This is a genomic window from Mycobacterium kubicae (assembly GCF_015689175.1).
Lineage (GTDB): Bacteria > Actinomycetota > Actinomycetes > Mycobacteriales > Mycobacteriaceae > Mycobacterium > Mycobacterium kubicae.
Window position 1 is genome coordinate 4,845,187 of the sequence record NZ_CP065047.1, and the last position, 26,215, is coordinate 4,871,401.

Consider the following 26,215-nt stretch of genomic DNA (forward strand, 5'->3'; position numbering starts at 1 on the left):
GCCTCGAGTGTGCACCCGACGGATGATCTAGCGACTGTCGTCGGCGCCGAGCCGGACGAGGGGCAAGAATACCGCGTCCACAATCTCCTCGATGGCTTCATCGGTCAGGGGTGCCAGGGTGAACAGTACGTCGTGGCGAAGCAGATCGGTGGGCAGCTGTGCAACTCGGCCGGTGATCTGGTCGGGCCGGATCTCGCCACGGGCGACAGCGCGGGCGATGAGTTTGTCCATGGTGGCGCCGGGCTCGCCTTCAAGCGTGTTGCGCAGTTCGGCGATGTTGGTGCCGGTGTCACGGTAGAAACCACCGAGCCGGGTCATGACGGTGACCGCAAGGTGGCCGCGTTGACCGTTCGCCTGCCGCAGCAGATCGATGACGTCACCGCGCAGACTGCCGGTGTCCGGCACTGTGAGTGGATCCTTCGTCATTGCGGCAACCAACGCGGCGTGCACCAGTTCCGGCTTTCCCGGCCAGCGCCGATACAGCACCGCGCGACTGGTGCAGGCCCGAGCGGCGACACCATCGACGGTGAAGTTGTCGTAGCCGCGCTCATTCAGTTCATCCCAGGCCGCGGCCAGGAGCGCGTTTTCTAGCGCGCGACCGCGGCGACGCTGCGGAGCGGCGTCAGGCGTAAGAGACATTGCGTTTCCTAATTCCGACCGTTACCCTTCGTTGGATACACAATGGATCCTATCTCCGAGAGGGCATGTCGAATGCGCATTCTGGTCTCCGGCGCGAGCATGGCCGGGCTGTCCGCGGGCATCAACCTAGGCAACGCCCGTCATGACGTCACCATTGTCGAACGCGCACAACACCTTCGAGTCAACGGATCACCGATCGACATCCGCGGCGAGTCGCTCGCAGTTGCCCGACAGATGGGCATCCTCGATGAGATCCGGATTCGGCAGGTCGACATGACAAAGCGCAGTTGCTTCGTCGACGGCAACGGCGACCGGGTGGCCGAACTACCGCTTGCCGAGATCAACGACACGGCTGACGACACCGAAATCCCCCGAGAAGACCTGGCGCACGTGCTGCGCAATGCCCTCAACCCGTCCGTGGCGTTGAAGTTCGGCGAGTCCATCACCGAACTCCACGATGACGGTCGCGGCGTCGACGTACTGTTTGCCTCTGGCGAGCAAGCGCGCTACGACCTCGTGGTGGGCGCCGATGGCCTGCACTCCGCCACCCGCCGGCTTGTTTTCGGCCCCGAGAGCCAATTCCTGCGTCATCTCGGCTTCTACACCGCTCTGGCGAATTTGCCGCACTATCGTGCGACCGGTGCCGCCAATCCGATCTACAACTTTCCGGGGCACTTGGCCGGCATTGTCACCTTTCGCGACGTGGCCCTGGCGGTGCTGACCTTCCGCTCATCCTGGATCGACTACGACTACCAGGATCTCGATGCGCAAAAGCGCATCCTCACCAACGAGTTCGGCGGACACGGCCAGTGGCAAGTACCCGCACTGCTCGACGCGGTATGCCGCGACCCGCAACTGTACTTCGACTCGGTGAGTCAAATCGACATGCCATCGTGGCATCGCGGACGGGTCGTCCTGGTGGGCGACGCCGCCCACTGCGCATCCCCGATGTCCGGACGCGGAACCAGCCTGGCCATCACCGGAACATGGCTGCTGGCAAAAGCATTGTCCGACAACGGCGGCGACCTGGACGCAGCGTTCGCCCAATATGAGCGTGATCAGCGCCCGCACGTCACCTACGCCCAGGGCACGGCCGGTGCGGGCGGGGACCTATTGGTTCCCGCCACTGCGGAGGCTATCGACGCACGCAATCGCGAGCTGGCTCGAGCCGGTTGAGTTCCACCCCTCGCGGGTCCGGTCACCCACACCCGGGGGAACTAGTTGCGGGGTAGTCCGAGCACTCGTTCGGCGATGATGTTGCGCTGGATTTCGGAGGTACCGCCGGCGATGGTGCCGGCGAAGCTGCGAGCGTACCGGTCGAACCAGCTGCCGTAGTGGCTGTCCAGATTCAACGGAGCAAACGGCGCGGTGAACGCCGGATGCACCAGCCCGTCCGGGCCCGCGGCATGCAGCGCGTCTTCGCAGGCCCGCTGAACGGCTTCGGACCCCAGCAATTTCAGCACCGACTGCGCGGGCACATCCTCTTCCCCGCGGGCTGCGCGGGCCAATGCGGCAGTGCCGAGCAGGCGCATGGCCTGGGTGTCCATCACCAACGTGGCGTAGCGATCCCGCTCGAGCGCTCCCGATGGGGTGAAATCGACTGTCAGGTAATGCAGTAAGTCGGCGTAGTCCTTCCACAGCATGGCGCGTTCGTGGCCCAGGGACCCGGTGGCGACGTGCCAGCCTCGATTGAGCGGGCCCACCAGGTTCTCGGCCGGCACCTGCACATCGGTGAAGAAGACCTCGTTGAAATCGACATCGTCGCGACCACATACCGACGCAAACGGCCGTCGTACCACACCGGGGGTGTCCGTCGGAATCAGTAACGCACTGATGCCCTTGTGTTTTGGCGCGTCGGGATCGGTGCGCACGAAGGTCAGCAGCACATCGGCGTCATGCGCTCCCGAGGTCCACACCTTTTGCCCGTTGACCACGAAGTGATCACCGGCATGCACCGCACGGGTTTTCAACGACGCCAAGTCCGAACCGGCACCGGGTTCGCTCATCCCCAGCGACGCGGTCAGCTCGGCGCGCAGAATCGGCACCGCCCAACGCTGTTTCTGCTCCGGGGTTCCGAACGTCAACAACGAGGCCGCGATGATGCCGACGCCTTGGGGATTGAACGTCAGGTAGATCCGCCGGCGCGCCAACTCCTCGAGGTGGACGTACTGCTGCAGCAGCGAAGCGTTACGACCGCCGAACTCTGGCGGATTGCCCGGCAGCAGCCAGCCGTTGTCGAACAACTTGCGCTGCCAGCGACCCGCCCAGTCGGGAATGTGGGAACACGATCGCGGTCGCTCGAACCCGTCGGCCTCGGCCGGCAGCTGCTGATCGAGAAAAGCGATGAATTCGGCGCGGAAAGCCTCGACGTCGGCGTCAAAAGTCAGCTGCATGGAACTCTCGACGCTCCGCTCTCTTGATCGCGCTTCCCAAACACACGTGTAAGAGAATAGTATTCTCGCCGTGAGAAAGTTACAATCTCCAACACATCGTCCGTGAGGAGGTCGAGCGCAGCGATGGCACGGCGTTCTCCGGTACAGTCCAACCATGTTCTCCCCTCGCGGCAATCGACCGAGCCGCCCGTGACCACTCCGAGCGAAGAGCCGGCCTGGAAGCAGCGTGCCGTCGAGCGGTCCATCAAGACCGCGAAACTTCGGGCCGCGCAGCGGGTTCAGCGGTTCCTGGACGCGGCCCAGGCGATCATCATCGAGAAGGGCAGCACGGACTTTACCGTCCAAGAGGTCGTGGACCGCTCGCGCCAGTCGCTGCGCAGCTTCTACCTGCAGTTCGACGGCAAACACGAATTACTGCTGGCGCTGTTCGAGGATGCGCTGAGCCGCTCGGCCGACCAGATCCGCGCCGCCACCGAAAGCCACACCGATCCGCTCGAGCGGCTCAAGGTTGCCGTCGAGTTGCTGTACGAGGCTTCACGTCCGGACCCCACCGCCAAGCGGCCCCTGTTCACCGACTTCGCGCCGCGGCTGCTGGTCACGCACCCGGCCGAAGTGAAAGTCGCGCACGCTCCGCTGGTGGCGTTGCTCACAGAACTCATGGAAGCAGCCGGCGAGACCGGCCTACTGCGGCCCGAAATCAACCCCAAACGGGTGGCGGCCATGACCATGCAGACGGTGATGTTCATCGCACAGTCCAGCGGCGGGTCCGACGATGCCACCGTGCATCCCATCACCGCCGACGAGGTGTGGGACTTCTGCTCACGCGGATTCGCTGCCACTCCGAACTGACCCCGTCCGAACGCATATTTCCCTCATTCCCCTCACTCACATCAGTGCGCATATCGCACGGCATTGAGCGATGCGTACGAGAACGCTATTCTCCGTTACTAAGAACCTCGAATGGCTGAAATGTATCTCTCGTTGACACTCTTGATGGTCATGACAGAGTCTGGTTCCGGCGGAAGGCGATAACCCGTGACAGTCAGCGCAGCCAACGACGTCTACTTCGACCCGTATGACGTCGAGCTCAACGCCGACCCGTATCCGATGTTCCGGCGGCTGCGCGAAGAAGCGCCGCTGTACTACAACTCCGAACACGACTTCTATGCACTGAGCCGCTTCGCCGACGTCAACCGCGGCATCGTCGACTACGAGACTTTCAGCTCCGCCAAGGGCGCGATCCTCGAACTGATCAAGGCCAACATCGACATCCCACCCGGTGTGCTGCTGTTCGAAGACCCGCCGCTGCACGACGTGCATCGCAAACTGTTGTCGCGGATGTTCACCCCGCGCAAGATCAACGAACTCGAGCCCAAGATCCGCGAATTCTGCGCTCGCAGTTTGGATCCCCTGGTCGGCACCGACCGGTTCGACTTCGTCGGCGACCTCGGCGCACAGATGCCCATGCGGGTGATCGGCATGTTGCTCGGCATCCCCGAGGAATTCCAGGAGGCCGCCCGGGATCGGGCCAATGCCAATCTGCGCACCGAGGCGGGAAAGCCGATGAATGCCTCGGACGAAAACATCATGAACGGGGAGTTCTTCGGCCAATTCATCGATTGGCGCGCCGAACATCCGTCCAACGACATCATGACCGAACTCCTCAACGCCGAGTTCCAGGACGAAACGGGAACGGTTCGCCGGCTCACCCGCGACGAACTGCTCATCTACATCAGCGTGGTGTCCGGGGCCGGCAACGAGACCACCACCCGCCTCATCGGTTGGGCCGGAAAGGTATTGGCCGAGCACCCCGATCAGCGCCGTGCCCTGGTCGAGGACAAGTCGTTGATCCCCCAGGCCATCGAAGAGTTGCTGCGTTACGAACCGCCGGCGCCGCATGTCGCGCGATACGTGACCCGCGACGTCTCCTACTACGGCCAGACGGTTCCCGCGGGCAGCGTCATGATGATGCTGATCGGCGCGGCCAACCACGACCACCGCCAATTCCCGCCCGACGGTGAGGTTTTCGACATCCGGCGCGAGGTGCGCCAGCACCTGACCTTCAGCGTGGGCACCCATTACTGCCTGGGTTCGGCGTTGGCCCGCTTGGAGGGGCGGATCGCGCTGGAAGAGATTCTGAAACGCTTCCCCGAGTGGGAGGTCGACCTGACCAACGCCAAGCTGTCCCCGACGTCGACCGTGCGGGGCTGGGAGACCATGCCGGCTGTATTGAGCTGAGCGGAGAGATGAGGAAGCGATGACTGGACGGGTAGAGGGCAAAGTCGCATTCATCACCGGGGCGGCGCGCGGGCAGGGCCGCAGCCATGCGGTGCGATTGGCGCAGGAAGGCGCGGACATCATCGCCGTCGACGTCTGCAAGCCGATCGTGCAGAACACCACCATCCCGGCGTCCACGCCCGAGGACTTGGCGGAGACCGCCGACTTGGTCAAAGGCTTGAATCGCAGAATCTATACGGCCGAAGTCGACGTGCGCGACTTCGACGCACTCAAGTCCGCGGTGGATACCGGCGTGGAGCAGTTGGGCCGGCTGGACATCATCGTGGCGAACGCGGGCATCGGCAATGGCGGTGACACCCTGGAGAGGACCAGCGAGTACGACTGGCAGGAAATGATCGACGTGAACCTGTCGGGCGTGTGGAAGACGGTGAAAGCCGGTGTGCCACACATCAAAGCGGGCGGCAACGGCGGATCGATCATATTGACCAGCTCGGTCGGCGGCATCAAGGCCTACCCGCACTGCGGCAGTTACGTTGCGGCCAAGCACGGGGTGGTGGGCATCATGCGCTCGTTCGCAGTGGAGTTGGGCCAGTACATGATTCGCGTGAACTCGGTGCACCCCACGCACGTGAGCACCGCGATGATCATGAACGAAGGAACGTGGAAGTTGTTCCGCCCCGATCTGGAGAATCCGGGACCCGACGACATGGCCCCGATCTGTCAGATGTTTCACACGCTGCCGGTTCCGTGGGTGGACGCCGAGGACATCAGCAATGCGGTGCTGTTCTTCGCTTCCGACGAGTCCCGGTACGTCACCGGTGTCACCCTGCCTGTCGACGCGGGTAGCTGCCTGAAATAAAGTCCCGTCCCATGGACGGATTCCTGTCTAGTTTTGACGGTCGCGGGGCGGTCATCACCGGCGGTGCCAGCGGCATCGGGTTGGCCACCGCTGCGGAGTTCGCTCGCCGGGGAGCCAGTGTCGTGCTGGCCGACATCGACCAGGCGAGCCTCGAGCAAGCGGTGGCGCGGCTGCGCGCCGACGGATTCACCGCGCACGGCGTGCGGTGCGATGTCCGTCATCTCGACGAGGTCGTCCACCTGGCCGACGAGGCGTTCGAGTTGCTCGGCCACGTCGATGTGGTCTTCAGCAATGCCGGCGTCGTCATCGCGGGCCCGCTGACCGAGATGACCCACGACGACTGGCGTTGGGTGATCGACATCGACCTGTGGGGCAACATCCACGCGGTCGAGGCGTTCTTGCCCAAGCTGCTCGAGCAGGGCACCGGTGGCCACATCGCCTTCACCGCCTCTTTCGCCGGGCTGGTACCGAATGTCGGCCTGGGCACCTACGGTGTGGCGAAATACGGCGTTGTCGGCCTTGCCGAGACACTGGCGCGCGAGGTGAAAGCCAATGGGATCGGGGTGTCGGTGTTGTGCCCGATGGTTATCGAGACCCCGTTGGTGTCCAACTCCGAACGCATCCGCAGCGCGGGCCCCGAAGCAGCCTCGACCGCCGAGGCGACGGGAGCCGTCGGCTCACTGCCCAGCCAAGACGACAGCATGACGGTGGACGACGTTGCGCGACTGACCGCCGACGCCATTGTGGCCAACCGGCTCTACGTACTGCCGCACTCCGCCGCGCGCCAGTCGATCCGTCGCCGGTTCGAGCGCATCGACCGCACCTTCGACGAACAAGCCGCCGAGGGCTGGAAGCACTAAGGCGGCCCGAGGCGGTAGTGCCCGGTGTGCGGGTCGTGATACCAGCCGCCCGCGGCATGGGTGCCGCCGTCCACGTGGATCGTCTGCCCAGTAAGGTAAGTGGACATGTCTGAGGCGAGAAACACTGCGGTACCGGCGATTTCGTCGACGTGTCCGGGGCGGCCCAGCGGGACGACGGCGCCTACCGCGGCCAGCCCCGCCTCGCCACTGAGCGCCGCCAATCCCTCGGTCAGGGTGATGTCGGGCGCTATGGCGTTGATCCGGATGCCGTGCGGCGCCAGCTCGAGGGCAGCGGTCTTGGTGTAGTTGATGACGCCGGCTTTGGCCGCGGCATAGGCGGCGTAACCCGGCGCAGCGCGTACCCCCTCGATCGACGTCAGGTTGATGATGCTGCCGGGCCGGTTGGCGGTGACCAGTTGCCGAGCCACCCGCTGCGTGCAGAGCAGCACATGACGCAGGTTCGCCCGATACAGTGCGTCCCAGCCGTTTTCGCTGGTCTCGAGCAACGGGGCGGAGAATACACCGCCGGCGTTGTTGACCAGGATCGTCGGCATCCCGAGTTCGGCGGTGGTGCGCTGCAGGGCGGCATCGACTTGGTCGCTGTCTCGGACATCGGTGGTGATTCCCAGAACCCCGAGCGCGGCGGCAGCCTGCGCGCAGGTCTCAGGGTTACGTTCCCAGATGGCCACCGCGGCGCCGAAGGCCGCCAGGCCGGCCGCGATCCCGCGCCCGATCCCAGATCCGCCGCCGGTCACCACCGCGACGCGGTCGGTCAGCAGGATGTGGGACGGGTCGATCGGCATGGGGTGAACCTTCAGCTCGGCGTCCGCAGAGCCGGAGCGTGGCCGATGACACCCTCGGCTTCCAGCTCACTGATCTCGGCCTCGGTGAGGCCCAGCTCGGTCAGGAGTTCGCGATTGTGCTGTCCCAGCAGGGGCGCGGGCTGGGAATGAAACCGGGATGGCCCGCCAGAGAACCGCATCGGCACGGTGCTGAGCCTAGCCGGGCCGTTGACCGGATGATCGAGCACTTCGAAGAAACCGCGCGCGTGGAGCTGAGTGAGCTCGGTCTGCCGGTGTGGTTGCAGCACTTTGGCAACTGGCACACCGGCATCCCACAGCGTCGCGACGATCTCGTCACCGCTGCGGTGCGCACACCAGGCGGCCAACTGTTCGTCGATGTCATCCTCGTGCAAGCGTCGCCCGGCTGCGGTGGCAAGGGCGGGGTCACCGGCCCACGCGGGTGCGCCGAGCGCACTCGCCAGGGCCAGCCACTGGTCGTCGGTGGCCGTAGCGATAGCCACCCAACTGTCCAGACGGCCGAATTCGTCCACATCCGCGGTGCGATAGAGGTTTTGCGGTACCGCCGTCGGCCCGCGGTTACCCGCCCGCTGCAGCAGCGCACCATAGGCCGAGTATTCGATGACCTGCTCGGCGGCAATGTTGAGCGCCGCGTCCACCATGGCCGCCTCCACCAGAACCCCCGCACCGGTGCGGCGCCGGTGCTCGAGCGCCAGCAGCAGCGCGTTGACGGCATGTATGCCGGCGTTGGGATCACCGATCGAGTACGGCTCGTACGGTGGCCGGTCCGGGTAGCCGGTCAGCCAGCTGACCCCCGCCGCGGACTCGATGACATAGGCGAAGGCCGGGTTGTCCCGCCATGGCCCGTCGAGGCCGAAGCCAGGCATGCGCAACATCACGGCGTCCGGCCGAATCGACTGTACCGCAGCGAAATCCAGGCCGATCTGGTCGAGCACGCGTGGGGTGAAGTTCTCCGCTATGACGTCACAGGACGCGATGAGCCGATGCAGCAGCTCGCGCCCACGCGGCTTCTGCAGGTCCAGCGTCAGGCCCTTCTTGTTGGTGTTGAGCGCGCAGAACACCGGTGACTTCTCCCACCACTGTGCTTCGGTGACCGGCACTCCGGCGATCAGTCGCGTGCCGTCGGGGCGTCGCGCCGATTCCAGATGAATCACTTCGGCGCCCAGCATGGCCAGGAAGTGCGTGCAGCACGGCCCCGCCCAGAAGGTCGTCATGTCCAACACCCGTAGTCCCGCAAACGGAAGCTGCGCCACCGCTTCCGAAGGCTCCGAAGCCTTGGGCTTCGGGCGGATTCGCAGGGTGGCGGCTTGATGCAGCGCCGTGTGTTCGCCCAACTTCGGCGGCCACCCGGGCGCCCCCAGCCGCGCGGGTTGCATTCGGTACGGGTGGGTGGGTTGCTGAAAGCCGTCGCGCGGATTGTTGGTGAACGAACCACGTGCCACAAAGTGATCGAGCCCGGTGATGTTCGCGCCGTTGGCAACCGGAGCGTTGGGGATGCGAAATGCCGTTGCCAGCTCGCGGATTTCGTCGACCGGGTGGCTTTGCACCCACTGGTAGATGTCATCGGCGTAAACGTTGGCCAACTCGGTGATCGACAGCGGTGAGTCCTCGTCGATCCACTCGGGATGACCGGTCATCGCGCACAGGTCGAACCACTGTTGCGCGGTCCCGCAGCCCAAGTCGACCAGACCGTCCTGCGCCTGCGCCACGCCCGGCACCGTGAGGCGGCGGGCATCACGCCACGGCCTGCCCAGCATCTCGAAGTATGTGACGGGGTAATACGTCAGGCACAGGATCTGTGTTTCCAGCATCGACAGATCGACCAATTCGCCTGCGCCGGCGCGGTAACGCGACGCGAGCGTAGCAGCGCTCGCGTAGGCACCGGCCAGGTACTCCCCCACCTGGCCGCCGATGTACACCGGCGCGCGGTCGGGCACACCTCTGCCCAGCCCGACGATTCCGCCCGACCACGCTTGCAGGGTGAACTCGGTCGCCGCACGGTCACACCAGGCCCCGCGTAACCCGAACGGTGTGATCGCGGTGACGGTGAGATGGGGGTGACGACGGCAGATCGCGTCGGGCGTAAAGTGTTGGAATTCGGCAACTTCGGAGCCTCGGGACCACACCACTGCGTCGGCGCCGGCCAACAGCTTGTCGACCAACTCGATGTCGTCACCGACGGCTGGGTCGGCGACGACGCTGTGTTTGGAGCCGGCCAGGAAGTTGAACAGCGCGCCGTCGACGCCGGGCCGGATGGCCGCACCCGAGGCCGACCAGTAACGCAGCGGGTCCCCGGCTGGCGGCTCGACTTTGATCACGTCGGCGCCGCCGTCGGCGAGCAGCTTGGTGCAGTAGGCACCGGCTATGCCGGTGGACAGGTCGACGACGATGTAGCCGGCCAGCGGCGGTTCAGCGTGCGCTTCCTGCACTCACGCCTGCCAGAACGGGCTGGTGGTCAGCACCTCCGCGCCGTCTGCGGTGATCATCACGGCTTCCCGCCCGAACACCGCGCCGATTCCCGATTCCCAGACGTAGCCGGTCACGGCCAGCACCATGCCGGGCTCCAGGCGTTCTGCGGCAGCGGTTTCCGGTAACTGTGCGGCGACGACGGGCGGGTCGAAGCCCATACCGAGACCGCGCGCCACGGGCATCGGCGGTGCCGGCTCCCCGGCGCCCTGGTAGGCGGCGAGCAGGTCGGCAGCGCTGGCGCCCGGCTGGCACGCCTGAATCAGCTTGTCCCACAGTCTGTCCCAGCGCCGGTACAGATCGGCGGCGGCGGTGTCTCCCGCCGGCCAGGTACGGCCTACCTCGGCGATGTAGCCGCCGGCGAGGACGCCGGCGGAGAAGGCCACCAGGTCACCCGCCTGAACGCGGCCATCGCCGGTGGCGCGCCGCCACGGGTGATCGGGTGCTGTCACCCATGCGACATCCTGATTCGACGGAGTGCTCACCCCACCAGCAGCGAGCGCCTCCAGCAGCACCCCGGCCAGGACTTGCTCACTCACACCGGGCCGCAGGTGGGCTACCGCGGCGGCCAACCCCGACTCGGCCACCGCTATCGCCTCGCGCAGGGCGTCGATCTCCGCTGCGGTCTTGATCCGCCGCGCTGCCCGCATGGCGACTTCACCGTCGACCAGTTCGGCGTTGGGGAACGCGGTCGGCAGCAGCTGCGCGAAAATCGGTGACAGCGCGTCGGTTCCGACGCGCCGGGCGGTCTCGGCGCCTTCGATGTTCTTCAGCACCGCGATGGTGTTCTTCGGGTTCCAGGTGATGCCGTAGAGACGTTCGTGGGGAATGTCGTCGGGCACTCCTTCATCCCAGGTGCTGAGCAGATGGACCGCACCGGTGGCGCGCACCAATACGCAGGCCGGACCGAATGGTCGCGTCCCGGCGACCCACAGCTGGGGCGCACCCGCAACGTAGCGCACGTTGGCCTGCCGGCCGAGCACCAGTACGTCGAGGTCGTGTGCCGCCATCTGGGCCAGCGCCCGTTGTCTGCGCCCGCTGCGCAGCACCCGATCGTCGGGCAGGACCTCAGTGGACATAGGGGTCATAGGGGTAGTTCGTCAACCGTTCCCAGCCATCCTCGGTAATCACCAACACCTCTTCACTGCGGTATCCGCCCGTGCCGTCTTCCCACACCACGGGTTCCAGCACCAGCACCATGCCCGGCTGCAGCACGAACCGTTCGTCGAACTCTTCACCCAGATCGGTTCCGATCATGGGCATTTCAGCGGCGTTGACTCCGATGCCATGACCCAGGTAGAAGTGCGGCAGCCAGGGCCGGGTGCCGCCGTTGGCCGCGATCGCCGCGCGGCCCAGGTCCCCGGCGGTGGCGCCGGCGCGGGCCACGCCCAGCACGGCGGTCATGATCTCGTACCACCTGTCGAACTGAGCCTGCTGACGCGGCGTCGGATCCTGCCCGACAATCCAGGTTCGCCCGAAGTCCGAACAGTAACCGTGGTAGGTGATGCTGACGTCGGTCCACAGCACGTCACCCGCGGCCAATTCCCGTTCGGTGGTCAGCAGCGGCAGCGCCAGATCGCCGTGGGTGGTCCACACGCCGTCGGCCTTGCTCTGCGGCATCACCTGCCAAATCGGCTCCAACATGCTGGCGGTGGCACCCAATTCGAAGGCGCGGCGCACAAAGCTGGCCGACAAATCGATCTGGCGGATACCCGGGGCAAGTGCCTGATGCACGTCGACCATCGCCTCGTCGGTGATCCGAATGGCGTTGCGCATGCACGCCAGTTCGTCCTGCGTCTTGACGACCTTGGCGGCGCTGACGATGGCGGCGGCATCGGCCGGAGTGCCGTTGGGAAACAACAGCTTGGCCGTACGCGTCATGGCACCGGTGTATTCGTCGACGGCCACGCTCGCGCCGGCCGGTATCAAGTCCGACAACAAGCTGGCGAAATGCGCTACTCCCTCCTCGAATTCTAGATACACCGGGCCGTGCAGATGGTCGGCGGGCAACTCTGATTCGTCGGCGGCGCCTTCCCGAAACGGCAGGAACAGATGCGGCCAGTCGTCGTCGGCGAGCACGACGGCGACGGGTCGCTCCACGTGTGACAGTCCGGCGTCACCCAACGGCCAGCTGGTGCCGGTGGCGTAGACGACGGCGTTGTTGCCCAACAGGATCATCGCGTCGACGCCGCGTTCGGTCATCGCCGCGCGTAACCTGGCCCCGGTCTCTCGTCGCATCCTGGTCAGGTCGGGCGTCGGGGGAATCGCCAATCCGGCGGCGCTGCCGCGGGGTGGCGCGAACGTCGTCACCGTTACAAGCCCAGGAACGCAGTGATGTTGCCGCTGACGATCTTTGCCGCGTTCGCCGACCCGACGGCGTCCACGACGGCGGCCAGCGACTTCTCCGAATACCCGTAGGTGCTCTCGTTGTGCGGGTAGTCCGAAGACCACATGACTTTGTCCACTCCGATGCGGTCGATCAGCTCCAGCCCCAGCGGATCGACCATGAACGATGCGCTCATGTGCGTGTCCCAGTAGTACCGCACGTCGTGCTGCAGCGGCCGATTGAACATGTGCTGGTAGGAGGCCACCAAATGCTCGGCGTCCTGCAAAGCCCATGGCACCCAGCTGATTCCGCCCTCGAACCAGCCGATCCGCAGCTGCGGGTGTGCGTCCAAGATGCCGCCGAAGATGTACTTGGAGAACGTCTCCCGGAAACCGTCGATGTTGATCATCATGCCCACCACGACGCTGTTGAACTCGCACGGGCTCTTGGGCGGAGTTTCACCGATGTGATGGGTGACGGGCAGGCCGGAGGCTTCGATCTCATCCCAGACTGCGCTCATCGTGGTGCTCGCGTAGTCGATCGGGTTGCCGTCGTCGTCTTTGCCCGGATTCAGCGGCATCAGAAAGGTCTTGAGTCCCAGCGACTTCAGCTCGTCCAGCGTCCGCCGGGTGCCCTGCGGATCCCACCAGTTGATCAGTCCCGCACCGTAGAAATGACCGCCGGAGCGCTCCTGCAATTCGGCGATGTATTCGTTGTAGATGCGGAACGCCAATTCGCGCAGCTTTTTGTCGGGGTAGTGGAACAGGGCCAGGATCGCGTTGGGGAACGCCAACTCTTTGTCGACGCCGTCGTCGTGCAATTCCTGGATGCGCGCCTCGATGTTGGTGCTCGCGGCACCGGGCAGGTCGTCGTACTGCATGAGCACCGCGCTGAAGTCGCCGGGCAGGAATGACTGGCCCTTCCGGCCGACCTGGTAGGCGCCGTCTTCGTACCAGATGCGCGGTGCCTTGTCCTTCAGGTCGTCTGGGAACCGTTCGTAGAAGATGTCGTCCGCCAGTGAGATGTGGTTGTCGGCGGAGAAGACCACCGTCCCTTCCGGCAGACCGACATCGCGGCCAAGGGCGTGACCGCGGCGATTCTTCGGTGCACCAAAGCCTTCCGGCGGGTAGAGCGAAATGGTGCTGGTCTGCGTTGACATGACGGGCCCTCCATTGGGTTCGGTGGTTTGTGAAGTGCTCACCAGGTGACCGGCAGTTCGTACACGCCGTAGGCAAGGCGGTCGTGCTTGAACGGGATGTCGGTGACCGGGACGGCTAGCGCCAGTGTGGGAACCCGGCGCAACAGCGTGCGGTAGACGATCTGCAGCTCGGCCCGAGCGAGCTGCTGGCCGACGCACTGGTGGCGTCCGTAACCGAACGCGACGTTGCGCTCGGCTCCCGAGCGGTGCAGGTACAACCGCTCGGGTTCGGTGAAAGCGTGGGCATCCCAGTTGGCCGGGGCCAGATCGATGATGATGCCGTCGCCCGCGCGGATGGTTTCTCCGGAGATGTGGATTTCTTCTAAGGCGACGCGGCGCTGGCCATTCTGGATGATGCTGAGGTAGCGGAGCAGCTCCTCGACCGCGTTGGCGACGATCTTGGGGTCCTCGGCGTCGCGCAGTACGGCGGCTTGGTCGGGGTTTTCCAGCAGCGCAAGCACTCCCAGACCGATCATGTTCGCGGTGGTTTCGTGCCCGGCGATCAGCAGGCCGGTGCCTAACTGGGCGGCTTCCTTGACGCTGAGTTCGCCGGCCTTGACCCGTTCGGCCAGGTCCGACACGGCGTCCTCGGAAGGATTGGCCATCTTCTCCTCGACCAGCTGGCACAGGTACTTGTGCAGGCTCATGGCGCCTTTGACGGTGTCCTCACCGGTCGCATAGCGCGCCAGCCCCACATTGGCGTGGTGCTGGAACATCTCGGCGTCCTGATATGGCACGCCGAGCAATTGGCTGATCACCAACGACGGGACCGGCAGCGCCAGCGCGGTGACGATGTCGGCCGGTTTCGGCCCGGCCAGCATCGCGTCGATGTGGTCGTCGGTGATCTTCTGAATGCCCGGACGCAGACCTTCGACGCGCTTGAATGTGAACGGCTTGGACAACATTCGCCGGAACCGGGTGTGTTCCTCACCGTCTGCGGTGAACACCGATCGCGGTCGCTTGTGCACCGTGGACAACATGCCTGCGTTCCAGTGCGGGAACCCGGGCACCCGGTCGTCGACGCTGACGCGGGAGTCGCTGAACAGCTCGCGGCACTCCTCGTATCCGGTGATCAGCCACGGTGTGCTGCCATCCCAGATCCGCACCCGGGACAGCGGTTTCTGTGCGGCCAGCGCCATCACATCCGGTGGCGGCGCGAAGGGACACCCGGGCGCCCGGGCCATGGGATATTCGGGAACCGCCGCAGCAGTCTCGGCCGTGCTGGCCAGCGTGTCGGACACGGTCACTCCTCGATATGGATTGCCAGAGCCGGGCAGAAGGCGGCGGCTTTGCGGGCAGCCTCATGTTGTTCGGCGGGCGGATGCGGCGTGAGCAGCACGACGACGCCGTCTTCATCGCGTTGGTCGAACACCTCCGGGGCGTTCATGACGCAATTGCCCGACGAGGCGCAGATGTCCTGGTCCACAGTGACTTTCATTTTGAATCAGTCTTCGCTCGGAGTTACCGGGGCCAGCCACAGGCCCACGATCGCGTCGATGAGCCCGGTTGCAGCGGCCCGCCAGGACGGGCGCGGTGTCGACGTACCGTCGGCAAGCGCGCGTTCCAGATCCGCACAGGTGTGCATCAACAGGTTGCGGGCCATGATGTTTCGTTCGAAGCGAACCTCGAGCGGCAAGTCGGGCAGGCAGCGGTTGATGCCGTCGACAACCTGGACCAGTGAGGGCGAGCTGAGAGCGCCCTTGACGATGATGTTGTAGTACGCCGGATCGGTCATCGCCTGGGCGGCGAATCGGGCGTACCAGGTGGGATTGCCCAAGTCGGCCAGGTGATCGGTGAGCGGGCGGACCAGGCAGGCCACCCACGCCCGCATGTCGGCCCGATCGCCGGACGACATCAGGTCGGTCACCATGTGATCGCGCAGTTCCTCCACGGGGCCGCGATGCTTTTCCTCGATCGCGCGCACCAGGTCGGCTTTGGTGCCGAAGTGATAGCCCACCGCCGCGTTGTTGCCCTGGCCCGCGGCCTCGCTGACCTGCCTGTTGGACACGGCGAACACCCCGTGCTCGGCGAACAGTCGCTCGGCCGCCACCAGGATCGCTTCCTGAGTGGAACTGGCTCGCTCGCTACGAACGGCGCGGCCGATCGAAGTCATGTGGCTAGTCAACCGCGCACCGCGGCATTAAGTCAAGCGATTGATTTAAAGTCGGCTCATCGTGCGAAATCGGCCGGCCGGAACTTTCCTTCGGCGAGCTTGCGCTCGATCTCCTCCAAACTTCTGCCGGTGAGGTCGGGCATCCGGACGAACATGAACAGCCAAGCACCGACGTTGAAGAGGGCATAGAGCCACATCGACGGCCCCACTCCGATGGCGTTGATGGTGGAAAGCAGCGTCAAGGTGATGACGACGTTGGTGCCCCACATGGCCGCCGACTGCGCGGCGGCGCCGGCCGGTCGCACCGCCAGCGGATAGGTCTCGGAGCCGGTGAGCCATCCCATCAGTTGCAGGCCGCCGGCGTTGAACAGCATGAACACGATGAGGCAGGCCACGATGAACGGCACCGAGTCGCGGCCGCTGTTGCCGGTGACGAACAGCAGTCCCAGCACGAACAGGCTCGCCGCCGCACCGGGAATCATGATCAGGGTGAGCCGGCGTCGCCCCACCTTGTCGATGACAACGAGGCCGACCAGCTGGCCAGCAGATAACTGAAGCCCAGCCCGACCGAGACCCGCAGCGCCACCGCGGTGTCAAACCCGTTGTCGGTCAAGATGGTTGGTGAGTAGTAGATGATCATCTCGATGCCGCTGAGTTGGGTGAAAACGGCGATGCCGCAGCCGAGTACCAGTGCCGGACGTACCCACCGCTCGCGCAGCCCGGACCAGCCGCGGGTCGTGGCCGTCTGTTCCTCGAGGGCCAATTGCGCCATCTCGTCGAGTTCTTCGGAGACGTCATACCCAGGCGGACGGGTTCGTTCCAGCATGCGCCGCGCCGCGTCCCGATCACCGCGCTTGACCAGCCACCGCGGGCTTTCGGGCAAGCGCAACAGTAAGCCCAGCATCACCGCACCGGGTACGGCGGCGATTCCGATGGACCAGCGCCAGGGAATCGATTCGGACGCCCCGACAATGGTCGCGATCAGAATGCCGACCCCGATGGCGATCTGGAAACACAGCACCAGTCGGCCCCGGTATTTTTTCGGAGCCAACTCGGCGACGTAGATGGGCGCGGTCTGCGTTGCCCCGCCCACGGCGAAACCCAACACCACCCGGCCCACCGACAGCAGCACCGGGTTCGGCGACAGTGCGCACCACAGGGCACCGACCACGAAGACCGCGGCGAGCAACACCAGCGTCGTTTTGCGGCCATGCGTGTCAGAGAGACGACTGCACACCAGGGCGCCGATGACCGCGCCCAGCAGAATGCTGGCGGCAATCACCTGTTTCCAGCCCGCGGCGATGCCGAAGTCTTTCGTGATGCGCAGCAGGGCACCGGAGATGATCCCGGTGTCGTAGCCGTACAGTGCGCCGGAGATAGCCGGCACCAGCGCGACCAGCAACACCGACCCGGTCAACTGGCCGCGCGCGCCCCGGGTCACCTCGCTCTTGGAAGTAGTCAACTCAGCCGCCCCCCAGTGCCAACGAACGAACTGCGCGGGTACCCGCTCCAGCGCAGCGCAACCGGCGAAGGGCCGACGCCGATCGGACCGGGGGCTATCCCTGCTGCCTGCGGGAGCGGATCACCTTGCCCGCGACCGTGCCCCCGTCCACCGGCAACACGATCCCGGTGACGTAGCGCGACCGCTCGCTGGCCAAATACAGGGCCGCCTCGGCGACGTCGTCCGGAGTGCCCTCGCGCTTCAGCGGTCGATCGTCACGCATCGTCTGGCGAGTTCTGGCCTCATAGGCGGCGAGTTCGTCGGGATCCATACCCGTCACCCCGCTCGCCAATATCGCTGTCGGAATGTTCCCGGGAGCGATCGCATTGACACGAATCTCCCAGTGCGCCAATTCGATTGCGGCCGACTTGGTGAACTGGATGATCGCCGCTTTGGACGCTCGGTACGTCATCACCCCGCCGCCGGCCTGAATGCCGCCGATCGAGGTCAGGTTGATGATCGATCCTCCGCCGTGGTCGGCCATGTGTCGGGCGGCATCGCGGGTGCCGGCCATCACGCCCAGGACATTGACCGCCATGACGCGGTGGAAGTCGGCCAAGTCGTCGTCGAGGAAGCGCCGGTGCATCGTCCCCGAGACGCCGGCGTTGTTTACCATGACGTTCAGCCCACCAAACCTGTCGACCGCGGTGGCGACCAGCGCTCCCACCTGTTCGGGATCGGAGACGTCGGCCCGCTGGAACAACGTATCGGGACCCAGCGCGGCGGCGAGGTCTGCGCCGAGGTCGTCGCGAACATCGCCGATCACGACCCGAGCACCCTCGGCGAGGAACCGCTCGACCAGGCCGCGGCCGATACCTGAGGCGCCACCGGTGACGACGGCAACCTTGCCCGCCAGATCGTTGACCACACGACGAGTTAATCGGCGCCAGGCTGGTTAAGTCAAGCAGTTGATTTAAGTCATTGCTCCGCGCGGTGGGTAAGGTCAGACCTCGACCCCTACTCGCGGCGGTATGCGTGACCGATACTGATTGGGCACTACGTTTGCGGGGTCGGCGCGCAGAGTGCACGACCCTGGAACGTCTGACGTCCCTGGCGCAGTCCGGCCAAAGCCAGGTCCTCGTGCTGCGCGGCGAGGCCGGCATCGGCAAGACGGCGTTACTCGACTTCCTGAGCGAGCGCACCTCGGGCTTCCGCATGTCACGAGTGGCGGGCGTGGAATCCGAGATGGAGCTCGCCTTCGCCGCGTTGCAGCAACTGTGCGCGCCCCTGCTCGACTGCATCGCCAGGCTGCCGGATCCCCAACGCGACGCCCTGGACATCGCGTTCGGTCGTCGCGCCGGTCCCGGCGCCGGACCGGTTCCTGGTCGGGCTGGCCGTGCTGAGCCTGATCAGCGCGGCCGCCGAATGCCAGCCGCTGCTCTTCCTGGTCGACGACGCACAGTGGATCGACCGGGTATCGGCCCAAACACTGGCTTTTGTGGCGCGCCGTCTGGTCGCCGAGCCGGTGGCGATGATTTTTGCGGTACGCGACGGGCTCGACGACGAACTGGCCGGGTTACCGGAGCTGCGGGTGTCCGGCCTCGCCGCTGGGGATGCGCGGGCGCTGCTGGATTCGGTGATCCTCGGCCGGTTGGACAGCCAGGTGCGCGAGCGCATCGTCGCCGAGACACGCGGCAACCCGCTGGCGCTGCTGGAACTGCCCAAAGGCCTGACGGTCGAAGAACTCGCCGGCGGCTTCGGGCGCCCGGACGCACGGCCGCTGACCGGACAGATCGAGCAGACCTTTGTGCGGCGGATCCAGGCGCTGTCGTCCCCCACCCAACAGCTGCTGCTCACCGCCGCCGCCGAACCGGTGGGTGACGCGGCGCTGCTGATGCGGGCCGCTGCCACACTCGGCCTTCCCCCCGACGCCGCGGCCGGCGCCGAAGCGGCGGGTTTGATCGAGGTGGGCACTCGGGTTCGGTTCCGTCATCCACTGGTGCGTTCAGCGGCCTATCGGGCGGCGGGTCTGATGGAACGCCGCCGGGCCCATCGCGCCTTGGCCGAGGCCACCGACGGTGATGCGGACCCGGACCGGCGCGCCTGGCATCTGGCCCTGGCGTCCTCGGGACCGGACGAGTCCCTGGCCGAACGGCTCGAGCGCTCCGCGCAGCGCGCGCAGGCCAGAGGCGGTGTCGCCGCGGCAGCGGCCTTCCTGGAGCGGGCTACCGCCCTGACCGGGGACCCGGTACGCCGGGGTGCCCGCGCCTTGGCGGCTGCCCAGGCCAAACGGGCGGCGGCGGCCTTCGACGCCGCCGAAGAGCTGCTGACGATCGCCGACTCGGCGGTGCTCGATGAGTTGCAGCGCGCCCGGCTCGTCCAACTGCGCGCTCAGATCGCCTTCGCGCGCAGCCGCAGCGGCGACTCGGACGCGCCGACGGTTTCCGACGCCGCCGTCGGCCTCCTCGACGCCGCGAAGCGACTGGAAACCCTCGACGATGCGCAGGCCCGCGAAACCTATTTGGAGGCAGTGGGTGCGGCGATGTTCGGCGGCCGGTTGTGCCCGCACGGCGGCATGCAGATGACGGCGAGGACCGCCCGGCAGGCCCCCACCGGACCCAGACCCGCGCGGCCGGTCGATGTGCTGCTCGACGGCATCACCCTGCGGGTCACCGAGGGGCTCGCGGCGAGCGTGCGGCCATTGCGCGAGGCGTTGCAGCTGATCTGTGCCGCGGCCGAACGCACCGACGGTGACATCATGCGGTGGTTCTGGCAGGCCTTCCCGATCGTTCAGGAATCCGCCGTGCACGAGGTATGGGACGACCACACCTGGCACCAGCTTGCTGACCACGCGGTGCGGCTGGCCCGTGATGCCGGCGCACTGGCCGTACTTCCGCACGCCTTGGTCTACCGCGCCGGCGCCTACGTTCAGGCCGGTGAGTTCGCGGCGGCGGCGGTCTTGCTCGAAGAGGCCAATGCCATCACGGCTGCGACCGGCTACGCACCGGTGAAGTACCACTCGGTGCTGCTTGCCGCCCTGCGTGGGGTGGAGGCCGAGGCGGCAATGCTGATCGAGACCGCGTCCGCTGACGGAGTCGCTCGTGGTGAAGGCCGGGTCATCGGTCTGACCCGGTATGCGTCGGCCGTCTTGTACAACGGACTGAGCCGATACGACGAGGCCTTCGCCGCTGCCCGGCAAGGTTGTGAAAACGAGGATCTCGGCCTGTTCGGCTGGTGCCTCATCGAGCTGGTGGAAGCCGGGGTGCGCGCCGGCGAGCGCGACGCCGCCCTGGTAGCGCTGAGCCGACTCGAAGAGCGCGCCGATGCGGCTGGAACAGATTGGGCGGCAGGTGTATTGGCCCGATCCAGGGCGTTGCTGGCCGACGACACGGTGGCCGAAACCTACTATCGGGAGGCCATCGAGCGACTGGAGCGCACCCGGATCGTCGTTCACCTCGCTCGGACCCGCCTGATCTACGGTGAATGGCTGCGCCGGTGTAACCGCCGAGTCGACGCCCGCGCACAGTTGCACACCGCTCACGAGATGTTCGGGCGGATGGGAGCCGACGCCTTCGCCGAACGCGCCCGCCGCGAACTGTTGGTCACCGGCCAGAAGGTCAGCAAACGAACGGCGGGCAATGGCGGGACGGCTGGCGCACTGACTGCGCAGGAGGCGCAGATCGCCAAGCTGGCCGGTGACGGGCTGACCAACCCCGAGATCGCGGCGCAGTTGTTCATCAGCACGCACACCGTCGAATGGCACCTGCGCAAGGTGTTCACCAAGCTCGGCATCAAGTCACGCCGGCAACTGCGCGGTGCGACGAACTGACGTTGCCCCCGGGGTGGACTACGGACTTTCAAGGGTCCGAATTGCCGGTGACCCGACGATGCTGAACACATCAGGTCACAGGACGTTTGGAAAGGCGAGGAACATGAAGATTCTGGTGATCGGCGGCACGGGTCTGATCGGCTCACAGGTAGTCACAATGCTCACTGAGGCGGGACACGAAGCCATTCCCGCCTCACCAAGCACCGGGGTCAACACCGTCACGGGTGAGGGCGTCGCCGATGCGGTGGTAGGGGTGGACACCGTCGTCGATGTGTCCAACTCGCCGTCGTTCGCCGACGACGATGTCATGCACTTCTTCACCACCTCGACCAAGAACCTGCTCGAGGCCGAAGCGTCTGCCGGTGTGCGGCACCACGTCGCGCTGTCGATCGTCGGCACCGACCGGGTACCCGAAAGTGGCTACCTGCGGGCCAAGGACGCCCAGGAGAAGCTGATTCGTGAGTCCGGTCAGCCCTATTCGATCGTGCGGGCGACCCAGTTCTTCGAATTCGTCAAGGGCATCGCCGACTCGGCGAGCGATGGCGACACGGTGCGCCTGTCGCACGATGCGGCCATCCAGCCCATCGCCGCCAGGGACGTCGCCATCGCCGTCACGAAGGCAGCCAGCGGACAGCCACTCAACGGGGTTACCAACATTGCCGGTCCGGAGAAGTTCGGCATGGACGACTTCGTTCGAATCGGGTTGGCCGCCCACGGCGATTCCCGTGAGGTGGTCACCGACCCCACGGCCGGCTACTTCGGCACCGTGCTCGACGACCGCTCCATCGTGCCCATCGAGGGTGAAGAGGTGACGATCTGCCAGACCCGTTTCAGTGACTGGGCCGCCGACCACTTACCCAGTGGTGCCCGCTAGGAGGCGGGCATGGAACTGCTTGACCACACCGCCGTGATCACCGGCGGAACGGCGGGCATTGGACTGGAGTCGGCGCGGTTGCTTGCCAGCGAAGGAGCCAGGATCATCGTCTCCGGTCGCGACCCGGCCAGGGGCGCGGAAGCGGCCACGGCCATCGGTGCCGGCGCCCGGTTCATCGCAACGGACATGGCAGATGCCGAGTCGGTGAGATCGCTTGTGCAGCAATGCGGGCAGGTCGACATCATCGTCAACAACGCCGCCAGCTTTCCTGCCGCGCTGACCGTGGACCAGGACATGGCAATCTTCGAGTCGATGTTCGACACCAACGTCCGCGGCGCCTACTTCTTGGTCGCCGGCCTAGTGCCAGGAATGCTGCGGCGTGGTCGCGGCAGCATCGTCAACATCACCACCATGGTGGCGTCCAAGGGCGTCGCGGGCGCCTCGGGCTACAGCGCATCCAAGGCCGCCCTGGAATCGCTCACTCGCAGTTGGGCTGCCGAATTCGGACCGAGCGGGGTGCGGGTGAATAGCGTCGCCCCGGGACCCACCCGCACCGCAGGTGTCGCCGCGCAATGGGGTGACACCAATGAAGAGCTCGGCAAGGCGTTGCCGTTGGTCCGCACCGCTTTTGCGGCCGAGATCGCCGAAGCCGTGTTGTTTCTCAGTTCGCCCCGGGCCAGCTTCATCACCGGTTGCACGTTGGCTGTCGACGGAGGGGGCAGCGCGGTCTGACTCGGGACCCGGCCGACTACGCACGGTCGGTCCGCCGAACGGCCTCTTGCGCCAGCTGGACCCGAGATGTGTAGCCCAGTTTCGTGTAGACGTGGGTCAGGTGGGCTTGCACAGTGCGTGGGGAGATGAAAAGCCGTTCGGCGATGTCCTTATTCGGCAACCCTTCGCTCACCAGACGTGCGACGTCGAGCTCGGCCGGCGTCAGCGCCTCCCATCCGCTGGCCGGCCGTTTTCGCTCGCTACGTCCGCGCAGTGCGTAGTTGATGACGTCCTCAGTCGAAAGATGCGCACCCTCGGCATACGCGGCTGCGAAGGCTTCGTCACCGAGTTCGTCGCGACACGCATCCAACGCCGTTTGGGTGGTTCTCTCGTGTACCGGGAAGCGGAATTCACCGGTGCGGTGGCGAACTGCATCCGCGGCGCCCAAGAACCGGGCCGCAGCAAGGTGTCCGTCCGAGTCGATCACCAGGCTCGCCAGGCATTCCAACGCCGCGGCCAGGCCGAGCCGAGCCTCGGTCCCGGCAGCGAGGACCAGTGCCCGATGCACGTCGCGGCGGGCCGCTTCCTTGTCGCCCCTGGCAGCGGCGACATATGACCGAATTGTCAACGCCCACAGAAGGTGCCACCCTGCCAGGGTGTGGACGGACTGGTCGGCCAAACTCTGGGCTGCGGTTAGGTCGCCGTAGGCGTGCGCACATAATGCGACGGCACTGACCGCCACCGTGCCGCGATGAACGGCAGGGTGCTGCCAAACGCTCGCACTGATGTTACGGGCGGTGGCCACATCGTCTTCGGCCACCGCCGCCATCGCCACCACGGTGGCGGCGGTGCGTTCCAACACCACGTCAAGTTCGGCGCCCGCCGCGATGGCCGCGCGCCCCACTTGTTGCGCGGCGGACACCTGGCCGGAATACACCAAAGCGCACCCCTGACTGACCAGACACAGCATCATGCCGACGACGTCGTTTTCGGCTTGGCACGCGTTGATAACCGCACGAAAGGTCGCAATAGCACCGGCTAGTTGGGCACGAAACATCTGCGCCATCCCGATGCTCCAGCGGCACAGATGAAGGTTCGGCCAATCACCCAGGGCTTCGGCGAGTTCGGCTCCTTCGCCGCCCAGCGCGCTGGCCGCAGTCGCGTCGCCCGCCATCGCGGCGAGGTAGGCTTGTCGGCCCAGCACTTGGCTCAAGCACCAATTGTCACCGGTCGATCGAACAAGCCCCAGCGCTTCGTCGAAAAAGCCGGCGGCGGAAGCAAAATCGAGGGCGGCAGCACAACCACGCGCAGTCAGTGCGCGTGCCAGCAGCGCCGGGTCGTCGAGATCGCGAGCTATTGTGACCGCGCGTTCGGCCAGGTTCGTGGCTTGCGCGGCAACCGTATAGGAGTCGAGCACCGCCTTGTCGGCCAGCGCCCGCGCGACGATCGCTCGCTGCCCAGGATCGTGCGAGTCGGATCCGAGCCGATCGGCGTCACCGAGAATGGTGTCAAACCACATCAGCCCTTCCCGCAGCCGACCGCGGCCCTGCCACAGCGGCTGCAGCGCTGATGTCAGGCGCAGCGCCAGTGCGTAGTTCTGCTGTTCACAGCTGTAAGCCAAAGCGGCCCGCACATTGTCCAAGTTGACTTCGACGTCGGCGACGCAGCCTCGAAAGTCGTTGCGCAGCAGAGTATCCAACCGGGTGGTCAAAGTGGTGTAGTACTCGCGGTGACGCGCCCGGACGGCATCGAGTTGGCCGCTCTCGCGTAGCTTCTCCACGGCGTACTCACGGATCGTCTCCAGCATCCGATAGCGCGTACGGTCGGCTCCGCTGTCCGCCAGCACCAGTGACTTGTCCACCAGCAACGTCAGCTGATCCAGCACTTGGTAGCGCTGCACAACGGTGCTCCCGCACACCGCCAGGGCGGCGTCCAGGTCGAAACTGCCCACGAACACGGCAAGCTCGCGGAACAACACGCTTTCGGTCTCGGTGAGCAGCGAATACGACCAGTCCACCGACGCCCGTAAAGTCTGCTGGCGGCGCACTGCCGTGCGGGCACCGCCGGTCAGCAGCTCGAAACGATCGCGCAGGCTATCGCGAATCTCGACGGCGGACAGCGCACGGATCCGGGCGGCGGCGAGCTCGATGGCCAGCGGCATCCCGTCCAGGCGCCGGCATATTTCGGTGATGGCCTCGACGTTGTGGTCGGTGACGGTGAAGTCCGGCCGCACTTGACACGCGCGGTCGGTGAACAACGCGACGGCTTCGTTTTCCAGCGGAAGCGACGGGACTTGCCAGTTCACTTCGGCGGCGGTACGTAACGGTTCGCGACTGGTGGCAAGCAACCTCAGCCCGGGGGACCGGCTCAATAGTGCGTCGACCACCGCCGCGGCCGCGCCCAGCAGATGCTCACAGTTGTCCAGCACGATCAGCACCTCGCCGTCGGCGAGGCGCGCGGCGAGGCAGTCGATGGCGGGGCGTCCGGGTTGGTCGTGCAACCCCACTGTCGCGGCGACGGCACCGGCAACGAGGTCCGGATCGCTGATCGGGGCCAGATCGACGAAGTAGACAGGCCGGCGGAATTCGGTCGCGAGGTCCGAAGCCAGCTGTACCGCCAGTCGAGTCTTGCCGACACCGCCGGCGCCCGTCAACGTCACCAACCGGTGAACTCCGAGAAGTGTTCGCAGCTCGCTCAATTCGGCGGCGCGCCCGACAAAGCTAGTCAGCGACAACGGAAGTGGTTGCTTGATCAGGCTCTGCGCCGAACGCAGCGGCGGAAAAGCGACCCGCAAATCGGGGTGACACAACTGCAGGATGCGCTCGCGACGCGCTATGTTGCGCAGCTCATGGCTACCCAGGTCGGCCAGCCAGGCCCCGGCCGGGAGGTGGTCCACCACGAGTTGCTCCGTCGCTGCGGTCAGCAGGATTTGACCCCCGTGTCCCAGGTCCCGGACGCGAGCTGTTCGATTGATCGTGGGGCCGATGTAGTTGGCGTCATCGCGCAGCTGTATCTCGCCGCTGTGGATCCCGATGCGCAGGCGGATGGGTGCGAGCGGTGCGCGTTGCAGGTCTAACGCGCATGCTATGGCGTCGCTGGCTCGGGTGAATGCGATGACGAAGCTGTCACCCTCGCCCTGTTCGACCGGGCGCACACCGTTGTGTGCACGGGTGAGCCGCACCAAGGAAGCGTCCAGCCGGGCCACGGCGGACCCCATTGTTTCCGGTCGTGTTTGCCACAATCCGGTCGACCCTTCGATGTCGGCCAGCAGCAACGTCACGGTTCCGGTTGGTAATCCGGTCATGCCCGGCTCGCTCCGGTACACCGACATCGTGCGCTCGCCGGGATCGGGTTCACCCATGCATGCCAGCATGCGTCGCGCCAGCGCGGCATCGCATCAGCATAAATGCGTAGACACCGCCAAGCGACGACTTGAGCGCAAATTAC

Annotated in this window: 19 protein-coding genes and 2 pseudogenes; 8 read left to right on the forward strand and 13 right to left on the reverse strand. The window is 65.9% G+C overall.

Annotation, left to right across the window (positions count from 1 at the left end; genetic code table 11):
- Window positions 1-27: 27 nt before the first annotated feature.
- On the reverse strand, window positions 28-639 hold the full coding sequence (locus I2456_RS22650; RefSeq protein WP_085075356.1) for a TetR/AcrR family transcriptional regulator: 612 nt from the start codon (window positions 637-639) through the stop codon (window positions 28-30).
- 72 nt (window positions 640-711) lie between these two features.
- On the opposite strand from I2456_RS22650, the gene I2456_RS22655 reads away from it, so the two are divergent.
- The gene (locus I2456_RS22655) at window positions 712-1,815 is read left to right on the forward strand and encodes an FAD-dependent monooxygenase (RefSeq protein ID WP_085075357.1); all 1,104 of its coding nucleotides are present in this window, start codon (window positions 712-714) and stop codon (window positions 1,813-1,815) included.
- A 41-nt stretch (window positions 1,816-1,856) separates the two neighbouring features.
- Here the strand turns inward: I2456_RS22655 and I2456_RS22660 are convergent, their stop codons facing one another.
- Window positions 1,857-3,032 carry an acyl-CoA dehydrogenase family protein gene (locus I2456_RS22660; protein ID WP_068161884.1) on the reverse strand — a complete coding sequence of 392 codons (1,176 nt, stop codon included), beginning with the start codon at window positions 3,030-3,032 and terminating at the stop codon, window positions 1,857-1,859.
- A 189-nt stretch (window positions 3,033-3,221) separates the two neighbouring features.
- Here I2456_RS22660 and I2456_RS22665 point away from each other — a divergent pair, with 189 nt between their 5' ends.
- From I2456_RS22665 to I2456_RS22680, 4 genes are all read left to right on the forward strand, one after another.
- On the forward strand, window positions 3,222-3,881 hold the full coding sequence (locus tag I2456_RS22665; RefSeq protein ID WP_085075358.1) for a TetR/AcrR family transcriptional regulator: 660 nt from the start codon (window positions 3,222-3,224) through the stop codon (window positions 3,879-3,881).
- 186 nt (window positions 3,882-4,067) lie between these two features.
- Complete coding sequence (locus I2456_RS22670) at window positions 4,068-5,270, forward strand: cytochrome P450 (protein WP_085075359.1); 1,203 nt, start codon at window positions 4,068-4,070, stop codon at window positions 5,268-5,270.
- Between the two features lie 19 nt (window positions 5,271-5,289).
- Window positions 5,290-6,129: a mycofactocin-coupled SDR family oxidoreductase gene (locus I2456_RS22675; RefSeq protein WP_068031168.1), complete on the forward strand. Its 840-nt coding sequence runs from the start codon at window positions 5,290-5,292 to the stop codon at window positions 6,127-6,129.
- Window positions 6,130-6,152: 23 nt separating this feature from the next.
- Window positions 6,153-6,989 (forward strand): SDR family NAD(P)-dependent oxidoreductase, encoded by an 837-nt coding sequence (locus tag I2456_RS22680; protein ID WP_371869969.1) that lies wholly within the window; start codon window positions 6,153-6,155, stop codon window positions 6,987-6,989.
- Here I2456_RS22680 and I2456_RS22685 read toward each other — a convergent pair.
- The 10 genes and pseudogenes from I2456_RS22685 to I2456_RS22730 all read right to left on the reverse strand — a co-directional run bounded on the left by I2456_RS22685 (window position 6,986) and on the right by I2456_RS22730 (window position 18,282).
- The gene (locus I2456_RS22685) at window positions 6,986-7,792 is read right to left on the reverse strand and encodes an SDR family NAD(P)-dependent oxidoreductase (protein WP_085075360.1); all 807 of its coding nucleotides are present in this window, start codon (window positions 7,790-7,792) and stop codon (window positions 6,986-6,988) included. The genes I2456_RS22680 and I2456_RS22685 overlap by 4 nt on opposite strands.
- Window positions 7,793-7,803: 11 nt before the next feature.
- A complete protein-coding gene (locus tag I2456_RS22690) occupies window positions 7,804-10,239 on the reverse strand; it encodes a CaiB/BaiF CoA-transferase family protein (protein ID WP_085075361.1) in 2,436 nt (811 codons plus the stop codon).
- Window positions 10,240-11,355 carry a M24 family metallopeptidase gene (locus I2456_RS22695; RefSeq protein WP_068031181.1) on the reverse strand — a complete coding sequence of 372 codons (1,116 nt, stop codon included), beginning with the start codon at window positions 11,353-11,355 and terminating at the stop codon, window positions 10,240-10,242.
- Entirely contained in the window at window positions 11,345-12,514 is a 1,170-nt protein-coding gene (locus tag I2456_RS22700) for a M24 family metallopeptidase (RefSeq protein ID WP_139823312.1), read from the reverse strand. Before I2456_RS22700 ends, I2456_RS22695 begins: the two co-directional genes overlap by 11 nt.
- Window positions 12,515-12,588: 74 nt before the next feature.
- On the reverse strand, window positions 12,589-13,650 hold the full coding sequence (locus I2456_RS22705; RefSeq protein WP_174814252.1) for an amidohydrolase family protein: 1,062 nt from the start codon (window positions 13,648-13,650) through the stop codon (window positions 12,589-12,591).
- Window positions 13,651-13,799: 149 nt separating this feature from the next.
- Entirely contained in the window at window positions 13,800-15,041 is a 1,242-nt protein-coding gene (locus tag I2456_RS22710) for a cytochrome P450 (RefSeq protein ID WP_068031297.1), read from the reverse strand.
- Between the two features lie 2 nt (window positions 15,042-15,043).
- Complete coding sequence (locus I2456_RS22715; protein WP_085075363.1) at window positions 15,044-15,238, reverse strand: ferredoxin; 195 nt, start codon at window positions 15,236-15,238, stop codon at window positions 15,044-15,046.
- A 6-nt stretch (window positions 15,239-15,244) separates the two neighbouring features.
- Complete coding sequence (locus tag I2456_RS22720) at window positions 15,245-15,913, reverse strand: TetR/AcrR family transcriptional regulator (protein ID WP_085075364.1); 669 nt, start codon at window positions 15,911-15,913, stop codon at window positions 15,245-15,247.
- Window positions 15,914-15,969: 56 nt separating this feature from the next.
- Window positions 15,970-17,255, reverse strand: a pseudogene (locus tag I2456_RS22725) (sugar porter family MFS transporter).
- A gap of 214 nt (window positions 17,256-17,469) precedes the next feature.
- On the reverse strand, window positions 17,470-18,282 hold the full coding sequence (locus I2456_RS22730; protein WP_085075365.1) for an SDR family NAD(P)-dependent oxidoreductase: 813 nt from the start codon (window positions 18,280-18,282) through the stop codon (window positions 17,470-17,472).
- Window positions 18,283-18,446: 164 nt separating this feature from the next.
- On the opposite strand from I2456_RS22730, the pseudogene I2456_RS22735 reads away from it, so the two are divergent.
- From I2456_RS22735 to I2456_RS22745, 3 genes and pseudogenes are all read left to right on the forward strand, one after another.
- A pseudogene (locus I2456_RS22735) lies at window positions 18,447-21,183 on the forward strand (ATP-binding protein).
- 103 nt (window positions 21,184-21,286) lie between these two features.
- Window positions 21,287-22,057 (forward strand): SDR family oxidoreductase, encoded by a 771-nt coding sequence (locus I2456_RS22740; protein WP_085075366.1) that lies wholly within the window; start codon window positions 21,287-21,289, stop codon window positions 22,055-22,057.
- A 9-nt stretch (window positions 22,058-22,066) separates the two neighbouring features.
- Window positions 22,067-22,789 carry an SDR family NAD(P)-dependent oxidoreductase gene (locus I2456_RS22745; RefSeq protein ID WP_085075367.1) on the forward strand — a complete coding sequence of 241 codons (723 nt, stop codon included), beginning with the start codon at window positions 22,067-22,069 and terminating at the stop codon, window positions 22,787-22,789.
- A gap of 16 nt (window positions 22,790-22,805) precedes the next feature.
- On the opposite strand, the gene I2456_RS22750 is transcribed toward I2456_RS22745, so the two are convergent.
- A complete protein-coding gene (locus I2456_RS22750) occupies window positions 22,806-26,099 on the reverse strand; it encodes a helix-turn-helix transcriptional regulator (RefSeq protein WP_371869968.1) in 3,294 nt (1,097 codons plus the stop codon).
- Between the last annotated feature and the right edge of the window lie 116 nt (window positions 26,100-26,215).

What these genes read in the sequence shown, in the direction of transcription:
- I2456_RS22650 (WP_085075356.1), bottom strand. Translation starts at nt 639, where the DNA reads ATGTCTCTTACGCCTGACGCCGCTCCGCAGCGTCGCCGCGGTCGCGCG.
- I2456_RS22655 (WP_085075357.1), top strand. Translation starts at nt 712, where the DNA reads ATGCGCATTCTGGTCTCCGGCGCGAGCATGGCCGGGCTGTCCGCGGGC.
- I2456_RS22660 (WP_068161884.1), bottom strand. Translation starts at nt 3,032, where the DNA reads ATGCAGCTGACTTTTGACGCCGACGTCGAGGCTTTCCGCGCCGAATTC.
- I2456_RS22675 (WP_068031168.1), top strand. Translation starts at nt 5,290, where the DNA reads ATGACTGGACGGGTAGAGGGCAAAGTCGCATTCATCACCGGGGCGGCG.
- I2456_RS22685 (WP_085075360.1), bottom strand. Translation starts at nt 7,792, where the DNA reads ATGCCGATCGACCCGTCCCACATCCTGCTGACCGACCGCGTCGCGGTG.
- I2456_RS22695 (WP_068031181.1), bottom strand. Translation starts at nt 11,355, where the DNA reads ATGTCCACTGAGGTCCTGCCCGACGATCGGGTGCTGCGCAGCGGGCGC.
- I2456_RS22700 (WP_139823312.1), bottom strand. Translation starts at nt 12,514, where the DNA reads ATGCGACGAGAGACCGGGGCCAGGTTACGCGCGGCGATGACCGAACGC.
- I2456_RS22715 (WP_085075363.1), bottom strand. Translation starts at nt 15,238, where the DNA reads ATGAAAGTCACTGTGGACCAGGACATCTGCGCCTCGTCGGGCAATTGC.
- I2456_RS22720 (WP_085075364.1), bottom strand. Translation starts at nt 15,913, where the DNA reads ATGACTTCGATCGGCCGCGCCGTTCGTAGCGAGCGAGCCAGTTCCACT.
- I2456_RS22740 (WP_085075366.1), top strand. Translation starts at nt 21,287, where the DNA reads ATGAAGATTCTGGTGATCGGCGGCACGGGTCTGATCGGCTCACAGGTA.
- I2456_RS22745 (WP_085075367.1), top strand. Translation starts at nt 22,067, where the DNA reads ATGGAACTGCTTGACCACACCGCCGTGATCACCGGCGGAACGGCGGGC.
- I2456_RS22750 (WP_371869968.1), bottom strand. Translation starts at nt 26,099, where the DNA reads ATGTCGGTGTACCGGAGCGAGCCGGGCATGACCGGATTACCAACCGGA.